At 60.0% G+C, this 17,533-nt stretch carries 13 protein-coding genes and 3 pseudogenes; 6 read left to right on the forward strand and 10 right to left on the reverse strand.

Translation table 11 applies throughout. The features are described from left to right. Positions 1-477 precede the first annotated feature (477 nt). Together putA and QA644_RS29300 are read left to right on the forward strand one after the other, a co-directional pair. Positions 478-4,185: a trifunctional transcriptional regulator/proline dehydrogenase/L-glutamate gamma-semialdehyde dehydrogenase gene (gene putA / locus QA644_RS29295; protein WP_283072708.1), complete on the forward strand. Its 3,708-nt coding sequence runs from the start codon at positions 478-480 to the stop codon at positions 4,183-4,185. Between the two features lie 79 nt (positions 4,186-4,264). Next, positions 4,265-4,456, forward strand: coding sequence for a hypothetical protein (locus tag QA644_RS29300; protein ID WP_074072279.1), 192 nt, complete (start codon positions 4,265-4,267; stop codon positions 4,454-4,456). Positions 4,457-4,553: 97 nt separating this feature from the next. On the opposite strand, the gene QA644_RS29305 is transcribed toward QA644_RS29300, so the two are convergent. Continuing rightward, complete coding sequence (locus tag QA644_RS29305) at positions 4,554-5,444, reverse strand: LysR substrate-binding domain-containing protein (RefSeq protein WP_283072709.1); 891 nt, start codon at positions 5,442-5,444, stop codon at positions 4,554-4,556. 324 nt (positions 5,445-5,768) lie between these two features. Between QA644_RS29305 and QA644_RS29310 the strand changes: the two genes are divergently transcribed. After that, positions 5,769-6,470: a hypothetical protein gene (locus tag QA644_RS29310; RefSeq protein WP_283072710.1), complete on the forward strand. Its 702-nt coding sequence runs from the start codon at positions 5,769-5,771 to the stop codon at positions 6,468-6,470. On the opposite strand, the pseudogene QA644_RS29315 reads toward QA644_RS29310, so the two are convergent. The 7 genes and pseudogenes from QA644_RS29315 to QA644_RS29345 form a co-directional block, all read right to left on the reverse strand. Then, positions 6,467-7,375 (reverse strand): annotated as a pseudogene (locus QA644_RS29315) (GlxA family transcriptional regulator); the annotation flags it as partial. The gene QA644_RS29310 and the pseudogene QA644_RS29315 sit on opposite strands and share 4 nt — an antisense overlap. Then, a pseudogene (locus QA644_RS29320) lies at positions 7,374-7,781 on the reverse strand (ATP-binding cassette domain-containing protein); the annotation flags it as partial. The pseudogenes QA644_RS29315 and QA644_RS29320, both read right to left, overlap by 2 nt. A gap of 87 nt (positions 7,782-7,868) precedes the next feature. Continuing rightward, on the reverse strand, positions 7,869-8,720 hold the full coding sequence (locus tag QA644_RS29325; RefSeq protein WP_283072711.1) for a glycine betaine ABC transporter substrate-binding protein: 852 nt from the start codon (positions 8,718-8,720) through the stop codon (positions 7,869-7,871). 79 nt (positions 8,721-8,799) lie between these two features. Next, complete coding sequence (locus tag QA644_RS29330) at positions 8,800-10,146, reverse strand: FAD-binding oxidoreductase (RefSeq protein ID WP_283072712.1); 1,347 nt, start codon at positions 10,144-10,146, stop codon at positions 8,800-8,802. Then, complete coding sequence (locus QA644_RS29335) at positions 10,143-11,660, reverse strand: aldehyde dehydrogenase (RefSeq protein ID WP_283072713.1); 1,518 nt, start codon at positions 11,658-11,660, stop codon at positions 10,143-10,145. The genes QA644_RS29330 and QA644_RS29335 overlap by 4 nt, the downstream gene beginning before the upstream one ends. Beyond that, positions 11,653-12,564: a dihydrodipicolinate synthase family protein gene (locus tag QA644_RS29340; protein WP_283072714.1), complete on the reverse strand. Its 912-nt coding sequence runs from the start codon at positions 12,562-12,564 to the stop codon at positions 11,653-11,655. Before QA644_RS29340 ends, QA644_RS29335 begins: the two co-directional genes overlap by 8 nt. Next, on the reverse strand, positions 12,561-13,277 hold the full coding sequence (locus QA644_RS29345) for a GntR family transcriptional regulator (RefSeq protein WP_183926676.1): 717 nt from the start codon (positions 13,275-13,277) through the stop codon (positions 12,561-12,563). Before QA644_RS29345 ends, QA644_RS29340 begins: the two co-directional genes overlap by 4 nt. 265 nt (positions 13,278-13,542) lie before the next feature. Here QA644_RS29345 and QA644_RS29350 point away from each other — a divergent pair, with 265 nt between their 5' ends. The 3 genes and pseudogenes from QA644_RS29350 to QA644_RS29360 all read left to right on the forward strand — a co-directional run. Further along, entirely contained in the window at positions 13,543-14,796 is a 1,254-nt protein-coding gene (locus QA644_RS29350) for an aromatic ring-hydroxylating dioxygenase subunit alpha (protein WP_283072716.1), read from the forward strand. Further along, positions 14,786-15,871, forward strand: coding sequence for a hybrid-cluster NAD(P)-dependent oxidoreductase (locus tag QA644_RS29355; protein WP_283072717.1), 1,086 nt, complete (start codon positions 14,786-14,788; stop codon positions 15,869-15,871). The genes QA644_RS29350 and QA644_RS29355 overlap by 11 nt, the downstream gene beginning before the upstream one ends. A gap of 82 nt (positions 15,872-15,953) precedes the next feature. Then, positions 15,954-16,298, forward strand: a pseudogene (locus QA644_RS29360) (aminopeptidase P family protein); the annotation flags it as partial. A 67-nt stretch (positions 16,299-16,365) separates the two neighbouring features. Here the strand turns inward: QA644_RS29360 and QA644_RS29365 are convergent. After that, positions 16,366-17,115, reverse strand: coding sequence for a transposase (locus tag QA644_RS29365; protein ID WP_283072718.1), 750 nt, complete (start codon positions 17,113-17,115; stop codon positions 16,366-16,368). Between the two features lie 324 nt (positions 17,116-17,439). After that, positions 17,440-17,532: a helix-turn-helix domain-containing protein gene (locus tag QA644_RS29370; protein ID WP_283072720.1), complete on the reverse strand. Its 93-nt coding sequence runs from the start codon at positions 17,530-17,532 to the stop codon at positions 17,440-17,442. Position 17,533 lies beyond the last annotated feature (1 nt).

Raw genomic sequence — 17,533 nt, forward strand, 5'->3', positions numbered from 1 at the left:
GAACGCCACCCTGACCATCCCCGTTAAGATCCAGGATCCGCAACCACAGAGATTGTCGTTTCCGGAGAGTGTCGAGACTTACATGGACCGCGCGCGCCAGCTTTCCTCTGCCCGAAGGTTTGCCTGAACGCATCCAGGCGTACAATTCGACGTATTGGGCTTGTTTCGGCATCCGACTGGCCGGGCGGATTTTTGATTCGCGATTCCTTTCGTGAATGCAAGTGGCGTTATCTTGTCGTATTTTGAAGAGGTAGAGAACGTGATGCATATACGACTTCCTGACGGCAGCAGCGAGATCGTTCCCCTCCGCTCTCGCACGATTGACGTTATGCGCGGCGCTTACGACCGCATGGCGCCGCTGCACGCCTCTCCGGAGATCAAGGACTTCCGAACGGGCGGGTATCATACCCCTCCAACCGCATCACTGACGCTTAAAACGCAATCGGCATCCAACACAGGGAACTGAAAGGCACCAAAATGTCGAGCCAATCCAACAAAATCCACAAGGACAACACTTTGCCGGACCCGATGCCTTTTTCGCTGTTTGCACCACCAATCAGAGCACAGACGCCTTTGCGGCAGGCAATCACCGCAGCGTATCGTCGTCCCGAGCCCGAATGCCTTCCTCCCCTCGTCGAAGCGGCACGGGCGCCTTCCTCGGCGAAGGCCGATGCGGCTAAGACCGCGCGCAGGCTCATCGAAGCCCTGCGTGCCAAGCACAAGGGTACCGGGGTCGAGGGGCTTGTGCATGAATATTCTCTCTCAAGCCAGGAGGGTGTCGCCCTCATGTGCCTTGCCGAAGCCCTGCTGCGCATCCCCGACGCTGAAACCCGCGACGCGCTGATCCGCGACAAGATCGCCGAGGGAGACTGGAAGTCGCATCTGGGCGGCACGAAGTCGATGTTTGTGAATGCCGCGACCTGGGGCCTGGTGGTCACCGGTAAACTGACGTCCACGGTCAACGACCGCAGCCTGGCTGCAGCGCTTACCCGTCTCATCGCGCGTGCCGGCGAGCCTGTGATCCGGCGTGGCGTCGACATGGCGATGCGCATGATGGGCGAACAGTTCGTCACCGGCGAGACGATCGACGAGGCGCTGAAGCGCGCCCGGCCGCTCGAAGCCCGCGGCTTCCGCTACTCCTATGACATGCTCGGAGAAGCTGCCACAACTGCTGTAGATGCAGAACGCTATTATCGCGACTACGAGGCAGCGATCCATGCGATCGGCAAGGCCTCCAATGGCCGCGGCATATATGAAGGGCCTGGAATATCCATCAAACTCTCGGCGCTGCATCCACGTTACGCCCGCGCGCAGGCGGACCGCGTGATGGGCGAATTGCTGCCGCGGGTAAAGCAGCTCGCGCTCCTGGCAAAGAAGTACGACATCGGTCTCAACATCGACGCCGAGGAGGCCGACAGGCTCGAACTCTCTCTCGACCTGCTCGAAGAATTGAGCCTCGACCAGGATCTCAGCGGCTGGAACGGCCTCGGTTTCGTGGTGCAGGCCTATGGCAAGCGCTGCCCCTTCGTCCTCGACTACATCATTGATCTTGCCCGCCGTTCCGGTCGCCGGATAATGGTGCGGCTGGTCAAGGGCGCCTACTGGGATGCCGAAATCAAACGCGCTCAGCTCGACGGCCTTGAAGACTTTCCCGTCTTCACCCGCAAGGTTCATACCGACGTTTCCTACATTGCCTGTGCGCGCAAGCTGCTCGCTGCCGTCGATTTCGTCTTCCCGCAGTTTGCCACCCACAACGCGCAAACGCTTGCGACGATATATCATCTGGCCGGTCCGGAGTTTCAGGTTGGAAAATACGAGTTCCAATGCCTGCACGGCATGGGCGAGCCGCTCTATGACGAGGTCGTAGGCAAGGCCAAGCTTAATCGTCCGTGCCGCATCTATGCGCCAGTCGGCACGCATGAGACCTTGCTCGCCTATCTCGTCCGCCGCCTTCTCGAAAACGGCGCGAACTCATCGTTCGTAAACCGCATCTCTGATCCAAACGTCTCGGTCGATGAGCTTGTTGCAGACCCTGTGGACGTCGTCGAAGCCATGCCCGTCGTCGGTATGCCGCATGACCAGATCGCACTTCCGGCAGCGCTTTTCGGAAAGGACCGGCTCAATTCGAAGGGGATTGACCTTTCGAATGAAGCAGCCTTGGCGGAGCTTTCCACTAATCTCGCCGCCACCCTTTCCCGAAACTTCCATGCCGTGCCGTTACTCGCCGACGGCTCGCAGGACGGTGAGACACGGCCGATCGCCAATCCGGCCGATCACTCCGATATCGTGGGTCACGTTACGGAGCTCAAGGTTGACGATGCGCCCAGGGTTGCACGTATGGCTGCCGATGGCGTCGCAGAGTGGGCTTCGTTGTCGCCTCGTGAGCGAGCAGCCTGCCTTGATAGAGCAGCCGACATAATGCAGGCCCGCACCGAGATACTGATGGCCATCGCCATGCGAGAAGCAGGCAAGTCAGCCGCCAACGCGGTCGGCGAAGTCCGCGAAGCGATCGACTTCCTGCGCTATTATGCCGACCAGGCACGCAAGACGCTCGGTCCAGCGCATGCACCGCTCGGCGCGATCGTCTGCATCAGCCCCTGGAATTTCCCGCTGGCGATCTTCACGGGCCAGGTGGCGGCCGCCCTCGTTGCCGGCAATTCGGTGATGGCAAAACCCGCCGGCGTCACCCCGATCATCGCCTATGAAAGCGTGAAAATCCTGCATGAAGCCGGCGTGCCGCGCGGCGCGCTGCAGTTCGTGCCCGGCAGCGGCCGCCTCGGAGCTGCACTTGTGGCGGCCCCGGAAACGGCAGGGGTCATGTTCACCGGCTCGACCGAGGTCGCCCGTCAAATCCAGGCCCAGCTCAGTGAGCGCCTCTCGCCGGCCGGAAAACCAATACCGCTGATTGCGGAAACGGGCGGACAGAATGGGATGATCGTGGATTCGTCGGCGCTCGCCGAGCAGGTCGTTGCCGACGTGATTGCCTCCGCCTTCGACAGCGCCGGCCAGCGTTGCTCGGCTTTGCGCGTGCTTTGCCTCCAGGATGATGTCGCCGACAGGACGCTCGCCATGTTGAAGGGGGCGTTGAAGGAGCTCAGGATCGGGCGCACCGACCGGCTCAACATCGACGTCGGACCGGTGATTTCCGAGCAGGCAAAGGCCGAGATCGACCAACACATCGAACGGATGCGCTCGCTCGGCTGCAAGGTGGAGCAATTGCCGCTTCCCGACACTGCCGCTCTTGGCACCTTCGTTCCGCCGACGATCATCGAACTGAAGCAGATGTCGGACCTGACTCGCGAAGTGTTCGGACCTGTACTGCATGTCATCCGCTATCGCCGCGAAGATCTCGATCGCTTGATCGACGATATCAACAATTCCGGTTACGGCCTCACTTTCGGGCTCCATACGCGACTGGACGAGACAATCGAGCACGTTACGGGACGGGTGAAGGCGGGCAATCTCTACGTCAACCGCAACATCATCGGCGCGGTGGTCGGCGTCCAGCCCTTCGGCGGACGGGGCTTGTCCGGGACGGGACCCAAGGCAGGCGGGCCACTCTACATCGGCCGTCTCGTACAGCGTGCGCCCGTCCCGCCGCAACACAGTTCGGTCCATACCGACCCTGCGCTTCGCGATTTTGCATCCTGGCTGGGCCGGAAAGGCCACAACGCCGAAGCGGAAGCAGCGCGCGAGCTTGCCGCGATTTCCGCGCTCGGGCTCGAAAAGGAACTGGCGGGACCTGTGGGCGAACGAAACCTCTATGCCCTTCATCCAAGGGGGAGAATCCTCCTTGCGCCGGCAACGGCAACGGGCCTTTTCCGTCAGCTTGCGGCGGCATTGGCCACCGGAAACCAGATTGTGATCGATCGTGCGTCGAACCTTGAGATCGCCCTCACCGCGCTTCCAGCGTCCGTTTTGGCTAGGGTCTCCTGGAGTTCGAATTGGGAATCCGACGGACCATTCTCGGGCGCCCTGGTCGAAGGGGATACCGAACGCACAGGCTCGATCAACAAAAGGATTGCGGCCTTGAAGGGTCCTCTTGTCCTCGTTCAGTCGGCCACGACCGATGAACTCGCAAAAGATCACGAGGCATATTGCCTCAATTGGCTGCTGGAAGAGGTTTCGATTTCGATCAACACGGCTGCGGCCGGCGGCAATGCAAGCCTTATGACGATCGGCTGACACGGGGAAGTGCCGCGCGTGTCCGGATCAGACCGCGCGGCCGCTTCCGCCACCGCAACTTTGAAAGTTGAGAACGACCATGTCCACTGAACCGAAATCCGAAGAACGTTCTGACGAACTTCTGGAGCATTACCGCCCTATCGCACTGAGGGCGGTATTGGCAGCATGCGCGGTAAAAGGCGAGCACAAGAAGCCGGCGACGGTTCAAGATCTTGAAATATTCGGGGCCTTACCCGAAGGCTTTCACATGCCGCACGATCTCGAGAGCTGAGGGTCTTCCCGCTTTCTCCTGACGGCCAGCCAATGGCTCAAATTGCGCTGACCTGCGCGGTCCGAAAAGCGCCATTTAGCGGTGGCTCGTCTAGGTGCTACCGGTCCGGTTCGCAGTCGCGCGCTTCATGTTTCAGCCACTCGACAAACTGTGCGACGCGAGCATTCTTGGCGCTGCGCGACGGCTCGATGACGAAATAGCCGTTTCGCGTTGTGATCGAATCCTCGGTCAGCCTGACCAGAGCCTTCTGATCCAACAGGTTTTGGACAAGACGCTTCCACCCCAGCGCGATGCCCTGACCGTTCAAGGCTGCGTAGATGGCTTCCGTATAAAAGCTGCATCGCAGTCCCGACGGCCACCTTGGGGCCTGGATTGCAAAGGCGGCGAACCACTCGTCCCATCCGGTCCAGCTTGGATCTTCAGTATCAGAGCTGATGAGAGGATGCCGCGTTAGGTCGTGCAGGTCTGCAAACCCCTCCAGCTTCTCCTGGTAGTCCGGGCTGCAGACTGGGAAAATCTCGTCCTCGAAGAGAAGCTCGGCTCTACCGTCTGACCACATCCCATTTCCGTAGCGGATCGCCAAATCGACATCGCCTCCATCGAGGCTTACAGCATTGTCCTGAGAGATGATCCGTAGCGGGATCTCAGGGTGCTTTCTGGAAAATGAGGCGATCTTCGGCAATAGCCAGAAATGGGAGAAGGCGACGCTAGCCGAGATTGTAAGGCCTTCGTGGCTCTCGTCCTTTTTTATCTCCGCGATTGTGTCGGCCATGAGGTTAAAGGCCGTTGTTGCAGCCGCAGAAAGCGAGCGACCTTTGTCTGTGGCTTCGATCTTTCGATGCAAGCGCCGGAAGAGCGGAAAGCCAAGGCTTTCTTCCAGCAGATGGATCTGACGGCTGACGGCTGCTTGCGTGACGCCCAATTCGCGCGCCGCCTTCGTGAAGCCCCCTAACCGGGCAACAGCCTCAAATGCTGTCAATCCGGTCAAAGGCGGAAGCTTTCTTCGCAAACTCACCAAGACAGCCCGACCTCCGATGATCTTGTCCGCCAGCCTTGCTAGCATTACATTCGATTATGTCAAGTAGCGTTGAAAATGTCTCGGTAGAACCCGTTTTTCGGGGTTCACCACGATCAAAACATCACCCTTAATTATGGCACGGCGTAAGAGCTCAAAGCGCCGCAGCAGCTGTTGGAAAGCCTTTCCCGCACCTTTCGCCTAAGCAGCTCACATAAAAGCGCTGACCCTTGCCGTGCCGGGCGGCGGGTGCAAGCCTTAAACAAGGACGGCGTCGCCCACGCTCAAGGTGCCCCTATGACTGGGCCGGCAATAGACGCCCATGTTCCGGTTGCCATGCCGCATGACATTCCTGAGTATTTCGGGATCATTCTCAAGGCCTTCCTGAGCGATAATTGTAAATCCACATCGTTTTGTCGGGGCAACGACGGTGCTCGGGACGGCTCCCAGGTGGAGCGGCCGGCCGACCCAGTCCAGCTCGGCAAAGCCTTTGATGTCGGCGTCAGATTTCACGAATATATTAGGCCTGAATCGCCTTCGGTCCGGATCGCCGTCGGGATCGATGGACTTAAGGTGTTCCACAGAAGCGCTCGTCAGCAGATGGAGTGGCGCGACGTCATATCGATTGACGGCAAAATCCGTTTCGGCCGTGGCGGTTCCGGAACGTTGATACGGTCTTACAGCCACTGCGAAACCGAAGAATGCAGACAAAAGATGGGCGAGATACGGTGCACCGGTCGCAAGCCAATCTTCGTCCGGCACTTGGATTTCCACTTCGCCGGCAGCCGTCGTTCTGGATTTGACGAATGCGGCTTTATGCCAACGCTGATCGCGTTCGGGATGTGCAACAATTCCCGTCGCTACCTCCACAAGGGCAAAACGTCGATCACCGATCAATCCATCGATGGAAACCTCGGCATGATCCAGCCGCTCTCCTGCGAGAGAACTTACCGGATAGCGCCAAAGTTCATTGATCTTTCCTATTTGGCGCACGTTTAGTGAACTCCCACGGTCGTCGCGCGAAGCTGGGAGGGAGTCTGTCCGAATATGCGCTTGAACGTTCTGGTGAAATGCGACGCGTTTTCGAAACCGACGTCGAGGGCAATCTCGATCATCGGCAGTCTTGAATGGGCCAGCAATGACTTTGCACGCTCCATGCGCACACGGGTATAGGCCTGGGCCGGCGACATTCCCGTCTTCTCAAGAAATACGCGCTCGAGTTGGCGCCGCGATAGTCCCACCGACGCCGCCAGCGCCGGGATCGAGATCCCGTCTTCCAGATGCTGTTCCATCGTGATCATCGCGGCCCTCACGCGTGCATCGTCATAGTTCTCATGGAGCGGCCGGCGGGGCTGCACATCTGCAGGAGACCGAGCCCTTTCGATCTGCAGAACCTCCAAGGCGTTTCGCTCCGCCTCCCGGCTGATATAGCGCCGCACGAGCAAGGCGGCCATGTCGGCGGCGCTACTTCCGCCTACGCAAGATCCGCGCTGGCGATCGAGATTGAAAAGCCGATCCGACCGCACCGGAAGATCGGGAAAACTCTCCCGGAAACTCTTGGCATGCAGCCAGCTTACGCACGTCTCGTGACGTGTCATCAGTCCCGCGTCCGCAAGAATGAACGTACCGGTGCAAAGCCCAATCAGCGGTACCTTCTGGACGGAGGCCCGCTTCAGGAAGGCAACCGTGTCCTGGTCAACAGGCCGTTCCACGCGAAGCAGCCCGCCAACCACGACGATGTAGTCGAAACGGGACGGATCGACGAAGTCCGACGTGGGAGCGACCTGGACACCGCAGCTCGATGTAATCAGATGTCTGGTACTTCCCAGGACTTGCCAGTCGGCAAGGACCCTTCCGGAACGATCAGCTTCGTCACTCGCCAGGCGCAAGGTATCGACGAACAGCGTTCTCCAGGACCGTCCTGTGCGGCAGGAGCGCCACACTCTGAAAAACCATTCCGATATTGCGGGCGCGCATCTGCCTGAGATCAACAGGTGACAAGGCAGCCAAGTCCCGTCCCTTCACCAGGACCTTTCCCGCACTGGGCGTGATCAGCTTGTTGAGGAGACGGATGAGCGTCGACTTTCCGCTCCCCGACAGTCCCATGACGCAGAAGATTTCACCGCGCCGCACCTGGATGCTCGCATCGGATACGCCGACAACGCAGTTGAATTCCTTCAGGACCTGTTTTTTGTTGAGACCGCGCTCGGCGATGGACTTCATCGCGGCAGAGGACTTGTCTCCGAAGACCTTCCAGAGGGATTGGCAGTCAATCAGGACTTCATTGGTATCGACATTTGCGGTTTTCATAGCGATCCCCTTTGAGCCAATTGGCGCTGGCTTTTCTCGTTGGGCGTCGGGGTGGCCGCCCGACAAGATCGGACGGCCACGACGCGGTTAGTATTTCTTGATGTTTTCCCAGCGCTTGATCAGATCGGCATGGGCGCCGATCCAGTCCTGGACAGCCTGGTCCATCGTCTTGCCATCCTTGACCTCGCCATTGATGGTGGTGATGTCGGCGAGTGGAACGTAGACGCTGGCCATCACTTCACGTGCATGCGGGTTCTCTTCCGAAAAGCCCTTTTGACCGATCCAGTAGTAGCTCTGCGGTGGCGGGAAGACGCCCTTGGGGTCCTTCAGGTACTTCACCTCATACTTCTGGACCATCCACGACGGTTCCCAAATCGTCACCGCGACCCATTCCTTGCGGTCGTAGGCGGATTTCAGCGCCGCCGTCATCGCCGCCGTGCTGCCTTCGACAAGCTGCAGCTTGATATCGTAGTCCTTGACCGCGTTCGACGTGTCGCGCATGAGGCCGGAGCCCGGTTCGATCCCGATGATCTTGCCGCCGAACTTATCGGCGTTTTCGTTGAGCTGTTCGAGCGAATCGATCGGGACATATTTAGGAACGGCAACGCCCTGGTAGAGACCGTGCGAGACGGGCGAAATCTTTTCCAGACGGTTCTTGTTCTTGTCCCAGTAGTCCTGGGCGACGTAGTCCGTCTGAGAGGCGAGCACCTGGATGTCGCCCTTGGCAAGAGCGGCATAGGCAATGCCCCATTCGGAGAACTCGGTCACCTTCACGGTGTAGCCGGCGTCCTCAAGAACCTTCTTTGTTATTCCGGTGATGGGCGTCAGGTCTTCCCACGACAGCGTGCCCATGTTGATCGTCTTTTCTTCCGCATGCGCTGGAAGCATGCTCATTGCGATCATCGCAGCGGCGCAGAGCGCCTTCCACAAAGCCTTCATTGTTCTTACTCCTAGTTCTCGTTCCCATTCTCATTGAAGTCCTGCGGGCGGCGCAGTCTTCATATTGCGCGGCGACGGATCATCCCTCGCGGCCTGCACGCAATTCCTGAAAGCGGATGAGCGAGTTGACACCCAGCCACGCGACGGGCTCGGGGGGCAGTCTGCTCGGTTCCGGTTGATTCTTGTATTTGTCGAGTTCGGGGCTAGCAGCGCCGGTCGCCAGATCGGCCGCCATCATGCCCGCAAGCGTGCTCTTGACGGTGCCTAGACCATTCTCGCAGCACGCCGAAAAAAGGCCCTCTTCCACCTCGCCGAATGCCGGCACATGGTTCCGGCTGAGGCACAGCGCACCGGCCCAGCTATATTCCATCGGCAGGCTTTCCAGTGCGGGGAAACGGGCATCGAACGACCGGCGCTGCTCGGCAGCCACGCCGGCAACCCGCCTCTCCGACACCTTGAGACCTGGGTCGTATGTGAACCTCGTCCTGATGACGATCCTCGAACGGCCATCGGTGGTGATCTTGCGAACGGTCGCCCCCATGGGATCTGCCGGCAGCAGCGCCCATCGATCGGCGCCGGTAACGTCGCCTGCGAATTCGTTCTGGGAGAACGCGGCGGTCATCGACGCGTAGGTGAAGATATGCATCAGCCGTCCACGGAAGTGGCCGAAGCTTTCGACGTGGCCGTTCACCCCTAAAATGACCTTCGGCGCAGAGACGGATCCGTGGTTGGAAATCGCCTTCCAAGACTTGCCTTCGCGTGAAAGTTCCAGCACCGGCGAATGTTCGTAGATGGTAACCTTCGATCGAAGCCCGCGCGCCAGCCCGCGGATATAATCGGCGGGCTGGATCATCACGGCACCTGGCGTGTAAAGCCCTCCGCGATAATAGCGCGAGCCCGTCATTTCCCGCATCTGGTCGGCATCGAGAACGCGATGCTCTTCACCGATCTTCTCAAGAGATTTGCGGTAATTGTCGTTGAGGCCGAGCCCTCGGTCCGAGGCCGCGGCATTGACCTTGCCTGACGGATCGAACGTGTCCCTGGACAGGTCGTATTCGGCCGCGACGTCCGCCGCAAAAGCGATCGCCAAACGGTTCTGTCTGATCTCGTTTCTGGTTGCCTGCTCGTCTGCCACCGAGTACTCGCCTGCCGACAGGTTGTGGGGCACGTCGATCATGAAGCCGGAGTTCCTCCCAGCCGGTCCCTTCGCAAGTTCACGAGCCTCCAGGACGATAATCTTGTCTTGGGGGCGCAATCGCGAGAGGCGCCGCGCCGCCGACAGGCCGGCAAATCCAGCGCCGATGATAAGCCAGTCAGCCGTAGCGTCTCGATCAAGCGCCGTTGCGGGAAAGGCGCGTTCGCTGATCGCCTCCCATCCCGAAGTGCCGGTGTCGATCGGCAGACGCTTGATCACATGCCGGGTCATCGGATCGTCTCGTCGACAGATCGGTCCGAGACGTCGATCCAGATCGTCTTGAGTTCGCAATAGTTGTCGTGGGCAAAGACCGACTTGTCGCGGCCGCCGAATCCCGACTCCTTGTAGCCGCCGAACGGCGTGGTCGCGTCCCCTTCGCCAAAGCAGTTGACGGTGACGACCCCGGCACGGATTTCCCGCGAAAGCTTGATGGCGTTTCTCAGGCTTGCGGTATAGACGGACGCCGTAAGGCCGTAGTTGGTGTCATTGGCAAGAGCGATGGCTTCGCTGAGCGTATTGAAGGTCGTGACCGAGAGGACCGGCCCGAAGATCTCTTCCTGAAACAGACGGCTGGAAGGCGTTACACCCTCGACCACCGTCGGCTCGATGAAGATGCCGCCATGCGTGTCGCCGCCGTGGGCGACTGAGAGCTTCTCCTTCTTCGCGTCGTCGAGAAAGGATTTCACCTTCTCAAAGTGGGTTTTGCTGACGAGCGCGCCGATGCGGTTTTCGGGATCGAGCGGATCGCCCGTCTTCCATTCGCGCATGTAGGCTCCGATGCGCTGCAGCAGCTCGTCCTTGACCCTGGCATGGACGATAAGCCGCGATGTGGCCGAGCAGTTCTCACCCATGTTCCAGAAGGCGCCGTTGACCACCTGCTCGGCCACAAGGTCGAGGTCTTCGGCGTCATCGAGAACGACCGCGGGGTTCTTGCCGCCGCATTCGAGCACGACACGCTTGAGGTTGGAGTCGGCGGCATAGCGCAGGAAGCGGCGGCCGGTAGGCGTCGATCCGGTAAATGCCACCATGTCGACGTCCATGTGCATGCCGATCGGTTCGCCGACCTCCTTGCCGCCGCCGGTCACGACGTTGAAGACGCCCGCAGGGATCCCTGCTTCATGGGCAAGTTCGGCGACACGCAGTGTGGTGAGCGTCGTTTCCTGCGCGGGCTTCACGATCACCGAGCAGCCGGCTGCAAGGGCCGGACCGATCTTCCAGGCCAGCATCAGCAGCGGGAAGTTCCACGGAAGCACACATCCGACGACGCCGACAGGTTCGCGGACGATCATTGTCAGCGCACTTGCCCCGACAGGTGCAGTGTTGTCGTATAGCTTGTCGATCAGTTCGGCATGCCAGCGAATGGTATGGATGGTATCGGGAACGTCGACCGTCTGACATTCGCGGATCGGCTTGCCACTGTCCAGGCTTTCCATAACAGCGAGTTCATGACGATTGCGCTCGAGCAACTTGGCGAGCTTGAGGAGCACGGCCTTGCGCTTGCCGGGCGAACACAACCGCCAGCGGCCGTCGTCGAAGGCTTGCTTGGCCTTGATCGCGGCATAATCGACATCGGTGGCGTCGCACGCGGCGATTTCGGCAAGAACGTCGCCCGTGGCAGGGTTCGTAGACGTGAACGTCCGGCCGGAATGCGCCGGACGGAAGGCGCCGTCAATGAACGCATTCGTCGGGAACTGAAGGCCTGCGGCGATCGCCTTGTATTCGGCAGCGGTCAAGGGTTCATGCATGATTTGCTCCCGACGTGATCTGGGCAACCGTGCGCTTCAACGTGGCGACGACGGTCTGAAGGGTTCGCTTTTCTTCGGAATTCAGCGGACGCAGCGGTGCGCGGACCGGCCCGGCGCTCAGGCCGATCAACTCGCATCCATGCTTGATCGACTGGACGAACTTCCCGCATTCCAGGAAATCCATAAGCGGCAGCATCGCGGTCATGATCGCGCGGCCCTTGTCGAAGTTCTTTTCCAGCACACAGGCTTCGTAAAGCGCGACGTGCTCGCGCGGAAGGAAGTTGGAGCCGGCGCATACCCAGCTCTTTGCGCCCCATGCGAAAAATTCGAGAGCCTGGTCGTCCCAGCCGCAAGAGAGCGAGATATGCGGATACTTGCGCGCGAGACGATGAAGATTGCCCATGTCGCCGGAACTTTCCTTGATGGCGACCACATTTTTGGATTTACCGACCCGGGAAAAATACTCCTCGCCCATCATCACGCCCATGCGGGCCGGATAGTTGTAGAGCATGATCGGCAGGTTGGCCGCACGGTCCACCGTGAGCGCGTGGACCGCATTCTCCCGTTCCGTCGGCAATGCGTAGGGCGGCGAGGACACGAGGATCGCGTCCGCGCCGATTTCTTTTGCCGCCTTCGCGTACTCGACCGAGTCTTCGGTTCTCGTTGCGCCCGTTCCAATGACGAGCGGCAGCCGGGTGCCGATGACGTCCTTGGCATAGGCCGCAAGTTCGAAGCGCTCCTGGCTGCTGTGGGCATAGTACTCGCCCGTCGAGCCGCCGACGATGATGCCATGCACGCCCGCCTCGATGAGCTGTTCGATGACGGCGCAAAACGCCACGCGGTCTATCTGCCCATTCCGGTCGAGCGGCGTCACCGCCGGCGTATAGATCCCCTCAAACTTCACGGTGATTTCTCCAATGATTGCGTGGTTGGAGCGCCGATCAGGGCGTCCGCCTTAAGTCCGTGCGGCGCGATGAACATTTCCATGTTTTCGCGGGACAACTCCCAGTGCTCGAAGACAAGATCGACCACAGCGTCCTCGTCATGAATGCTGAGCGCCTCGATGAAGCTGTCGTGGTGCTCGACAGCCAACTGCAGCCGCCGCTTCATGTCCGCGTTCCTGGGTCGGAAGAAGGTGTGACCGATGCGTGCGTGGTCGATGAGGAGCCGGCCCAGGCTGGGTTGCAGGTAGACGTTGGCCGACATCTCCCCGAAGATCTCGTGGAAACGGTTATTCTCGAGCACCATCGCAAGCGCGTCCATGTTCTCGCTGGCGGCGCGGAAGCGCTCCTGGGTCTGCTTCAGGTCCGAGAGTTGCGAAGGCTTGAAGTTCTGCACTGCAAGGCGGCCAATCGCCGCGTAGATCATCGGCGCAACAAGAAAGAAGTTCCGCAGAGTCGCGTGGTTCATCGGGATGACCCGCGCCCCCCTGTTCTCGCGAATATCGACGTAGCCCTCACCCGCCAGGCGGCGGAAAATATCGCGTACCGGCGTTCGCGACAGGCCGTACCGCTCGCTGAGACTGGCCTCGTCCAGGTCGGCGTCGGGGTCCAGCTCCATCGTCAGGATCTGACGTTTCAGGTCATCGTAGAGATTGCTCTTGACGCTCTTCGCCATCGTATCTCAGCCCTCTTTTTCATCTGACAGCCCCATGATCGCATGGCTTGGCGCACGAGTCAAATTTTGTGTACTTTGTGTACACAATAGATATTGACAGAAAATACAATTCAGCCGCCGGCACGCTGTCCCGGCTGACCGGGCAGCTTCTATGTCGACGTTTCCGCATTGCATTACATCTGGTTATGTGATGACGGCCGATTTGTGCCGTTGAACCATGTGAAGATGAAGCGGATGATTGCCCATCCAATCATGAGGTAGAATTATGCTTCAGACCGTCGCTTCGTCGATTTCATCGCTTCTCGGTTCAAGGGCGGACGGCCATTCGCTTCCCGCCGGGCTCTACAGCCGCGCGGATGTTTTCGAGGCCGACGTCGACGTATTCTTTCGCAAACACTGGATCTGCATCGGTCTGGAATGCGATGTTCCAGAACCGGGAGACGCCAACGTTATCGATATTGGCAACAGCAGCCTCATCATTCTTCGCGACGACGACAATCAGATCCGCGTCGTGCACAACGTATGCCGTCATCGCGGCTCGCGGATCCTTGACGCGGGATCGAGCGTGGTCTCCAAGCTCGTCTGTCCATACCACCAGTGGACCTACGAGCTTGACGGCGAACTCGCCTACGCGCCTCACATGGGCGCCGATTTCGACAAGAGCTGCAAGAGCCTCAGGCCGGTCAATTTCAAATCGATCGGTGGTCTCATTTACGCCTGCCTCTCCGACAATCCACCGGCCGACATCGACCGCCTTGAAGAGGTCATGACGGAACGGCTCGCGCCCTACGATATCCGCAACACAAAGGTGGCTTTTCAGGCTGACGTGGTCGAACACGGCAACTGGAAGCTGACGATGGAAAACAATCGCGAATGCTACCACTGCTCTGCGAACCATCCGGAGCTCTGCGTATCGTTCGTCGATCTGGATTTCGGATTCGATCCGGGAAGCCTGAGCCCGGAAGACCGCGAGCAGGCAAAACAGCATGAAGCTCTCTACGCAGAGAAAACCAAGAGCTGGGAGGCCTTCGGCTATCCTTCCGCCGCCGTCGAACAGCTCGTCGATTGCGAGACAAACTTCAGAACACAGCGGCTGATCATTTCGGGTGCCGGTGAATCGCAGACGCCTGACGCGACCGCGGCTTCGTCGAAGCTTCTCGGCACCATGACCAGGAAAGACCTGGGTGACACGCATCTGTGGGGACACAATAGCTGGAACCACTTCATGGGCGACCATGCGGTCGTTGCAATCGTCATCCCGCTTTCGGCTGACAAGACCCTCGTGCGCACGAAGTGGCTTGTTCACAAGTATGCCGTGGAAGGCGTCGACTACGATCTCGAAAAGTTGACGAACGTTTGGGTTGCGACGACCGACCAGGACGCGGAGCTTGTCGCGCGATCTCACGCAGGCGTCCTCGACCCCGCCTATGTCCCGGGTCCCTACTCGCGCTTCTCCGAAACGAATCTCGACAAGTTCGCGACCTGGTACATCGACCGGATGCGAGCTCATGGATATTAAGACCTTGACGAGCGCTTCGAACGCGCCGACGGACGTCTGGGATCCAGAACTGGACGATACCCTTGTCTGTATCGACGTGCATCAAGAGACGCACGACGTGAAAAGCTTCACGTTCGCGTCTCCCCAGGGCAAACGGTTCGCCTTCCAGGCCGGTCAGTATTTTCTCTTCGACTTCCCGCTTGGCGCAGATGCCGAACCCCGTTGCTACAGCATATCCTCCTCACCGCAGAGACCGAATGCTTTCACGGTCACCGTGAAGCGGGTGCCGGACGGACGGGTCTCCAACTGGCTGCACGACAATCTGAAGTCCGGCGCGGCCGTGAAGGCGCAAGGTCCGCTTGGACATTTCATCCGTCCCTCCGGACGCGGCAAGAAGCTGCTGCTGTCAGGCGGATCTGGCATCACGCCTGTGATGTCGATTGTCCGTGATCTGGCCGACACCTGCGACCCGACAGACGTCGTGTTCATCCATGCTGCAAGGACGCCGCTCGACCTCATCTTCCGGGACGAGCTGTCCACGCTTACAACGAAGATGAAGGGGCTGAGGCTCCATTTTCTTCCGGAACATCTCACGGGTGAACGCTGGTGGCCTGGCATCACGGGACGAATAACGCCCGAGTACATAAAGATGGCGGTACCGGATATAGCCGAGAGGATCGTCATGTGCTGCGGCCCGGCGCCGTTCATGGCCGCGGCCAGGAAGATATCTGCCGACCTGGGGGTACCGACGTCGAACTACATTGAGGAAAGTTTCGACGCGGCCATGCTTGATGAAGCCGAACTGCCTATCGGCGAGGCGCCGGTCGTCGCGAAGACCTTCCAAGTGCAATTCCTGAAGCAGGCTCGTACCATCGAGGTTGCATCGGAACAGACGGTTCTCGGCTGTGCCAAGAAGGCTGGTCTGAGGCTTCCGTCATCGTGTGCCAATGGCGTCTGCGGAACGTGCAAGTCCAAGCTCGTCTCGGGATCAGTCGAGATGAAGCATAACGGCGGCATTCGCCAGAGGGAGGTCGATGCCGGTCTGTTCTTGCCTTGCTGTTCAAAGCCGCTGAGCGATCTGGTCATCGACCGCTGATCATCCCTGAATGACCGACACGCTCCTCGGGCTGACACGCGGCCGTTTTTGTACGAACTGTGTTCGAGAGGATCCCGACCCAATGAATGAGAACGTCATCGCCCCAGGAGGCCCAGCGGGGTCGACCGTTTTCAAAGACGAAAGGAAGAAGGCCTATCTCAATCCGGAGGGAGCGGATCGGCCGCTCAAAAGTCCCCTTCCCTCCGCCACTCTGGATAGGGCTCGCCGATATCGACTCGGCAGACTGCGGGCCACGATGCAGGAATGGGACTGCGGCGCACTCCTTCTCTATGATCCCGTTAACATTCGATATGCGTTCGACTCATCGAACATGAGCATCTGGACCATGCACAATGCGTCCCGCTATGCGCTCATCCTTGCCGATGGCCCGGCAATCCTGTTCGAGTTTGAAGGCGCAGAACATTTAACATCTTCCCCCGCTTGAAAGCGGGGGATTTCCGAGGGGGCGCGAAGCTCCGCCGATCGTTATCGCTTCAACGGAGAGCGGCTGCCCTTCCTCCACGATCATAGACGCCGTGTTCCGACGCAGGATGTTGATTGCAGCATTGTGGTCGGCATGGGCGCGCAAGCCGCATTAAAGACGCTTGGCTTTCGCGGCTTTCCCTGTCCACGGCTGCGCAGGCCGAACAGGTCTGCGAGGTGTGGCGGGGATCGACCTTGCACAGGTATCCGCCCCGTTCTTCGAGCTTGTCGGCCAACACGGTTTCAAAGCCGTGCCAGCCTTGTTCGAGGATCGCCCGGTTCAGGCCCGCCTTCTGGCAGACGTTGGTTCCGGGCGCGTCCACGGTTCCCCTGGCGCTGCGCGTCATGTTGCGCGTGGCGAGGTCTTCCAGCACGACCGTTGCGAAGCGACGGGCGATATCAAGACTGGCCTTGTGCCGCCAATCCTGCCGGATGCGGGCAGCACGGGCCTGCAAGGCTGCAACGCGGCGGCGGGCCTTCGCGTGGCGGCGCGACCCGCGCTTGCGCCGCGCCAGAACGCGCTGGGCCCGGCGCTTCCTGGGCTCGATCTCCGCAAGGCCGGCAGGCATCCACCAATGCTCCCCGGTCGAAAGCGTCAGCGTGTTCGCCACGCCCCGGTCGATCCCCACGGCGGGCAAATCGTTTTGCGGGACGGCATGGTCGATTTCGCAGGCGAAGGCGATGTGCCAGCCGTTCGCCGCCAGGCTCACCGTCACATTCATGGTCTTGCCACGCAGCAGCCGCGTGTCGCGGAACTTCACCCAGCCGATCTTGGGAAGGCGCGCGGCGGACCACTTGCCGTTCAGGCGCTTGACCTCGGATCTCCCGCCCCTGAAAGCGGAAGGCGCCGTTCACGCCCTTCTTGCGGGGTGAGGGATATCCTGCGCGCCCGGCGAAGAAGTTGGCATACGCCTTATCCAGATCGCGCAGGGCCTGCTGCTGGGGCGTCACATGCACGGCGGCAATCCAGTCGAACGCGGCCCGCAGTGCGGTCAATTCCCGCGCCTGGGCGAGTCGTTCAAGCGGTTCCCGGTCTGCCGCCGGTAATGCCGCCACCAGTCCCTGCGCTGCTCCAGCGCCAGATTCTAGACCAGCCGCACAACCCCCGCGAACTGCCGCAACAGGACTTCCTGTTCGCCGGTCGGAGCGAGCTTGTAGCGGAAAGCGCGGTGGATCATG

The organism is Rhizobium sp. CC1099 (genome assembly GCF_029714385.1).
Classification (GTDB): domain Bacteria; phylum Pseudomonadota; class Alphaproteobacteria; order Rhizobiales; family Rhizobiaceae; genus Rhizobium.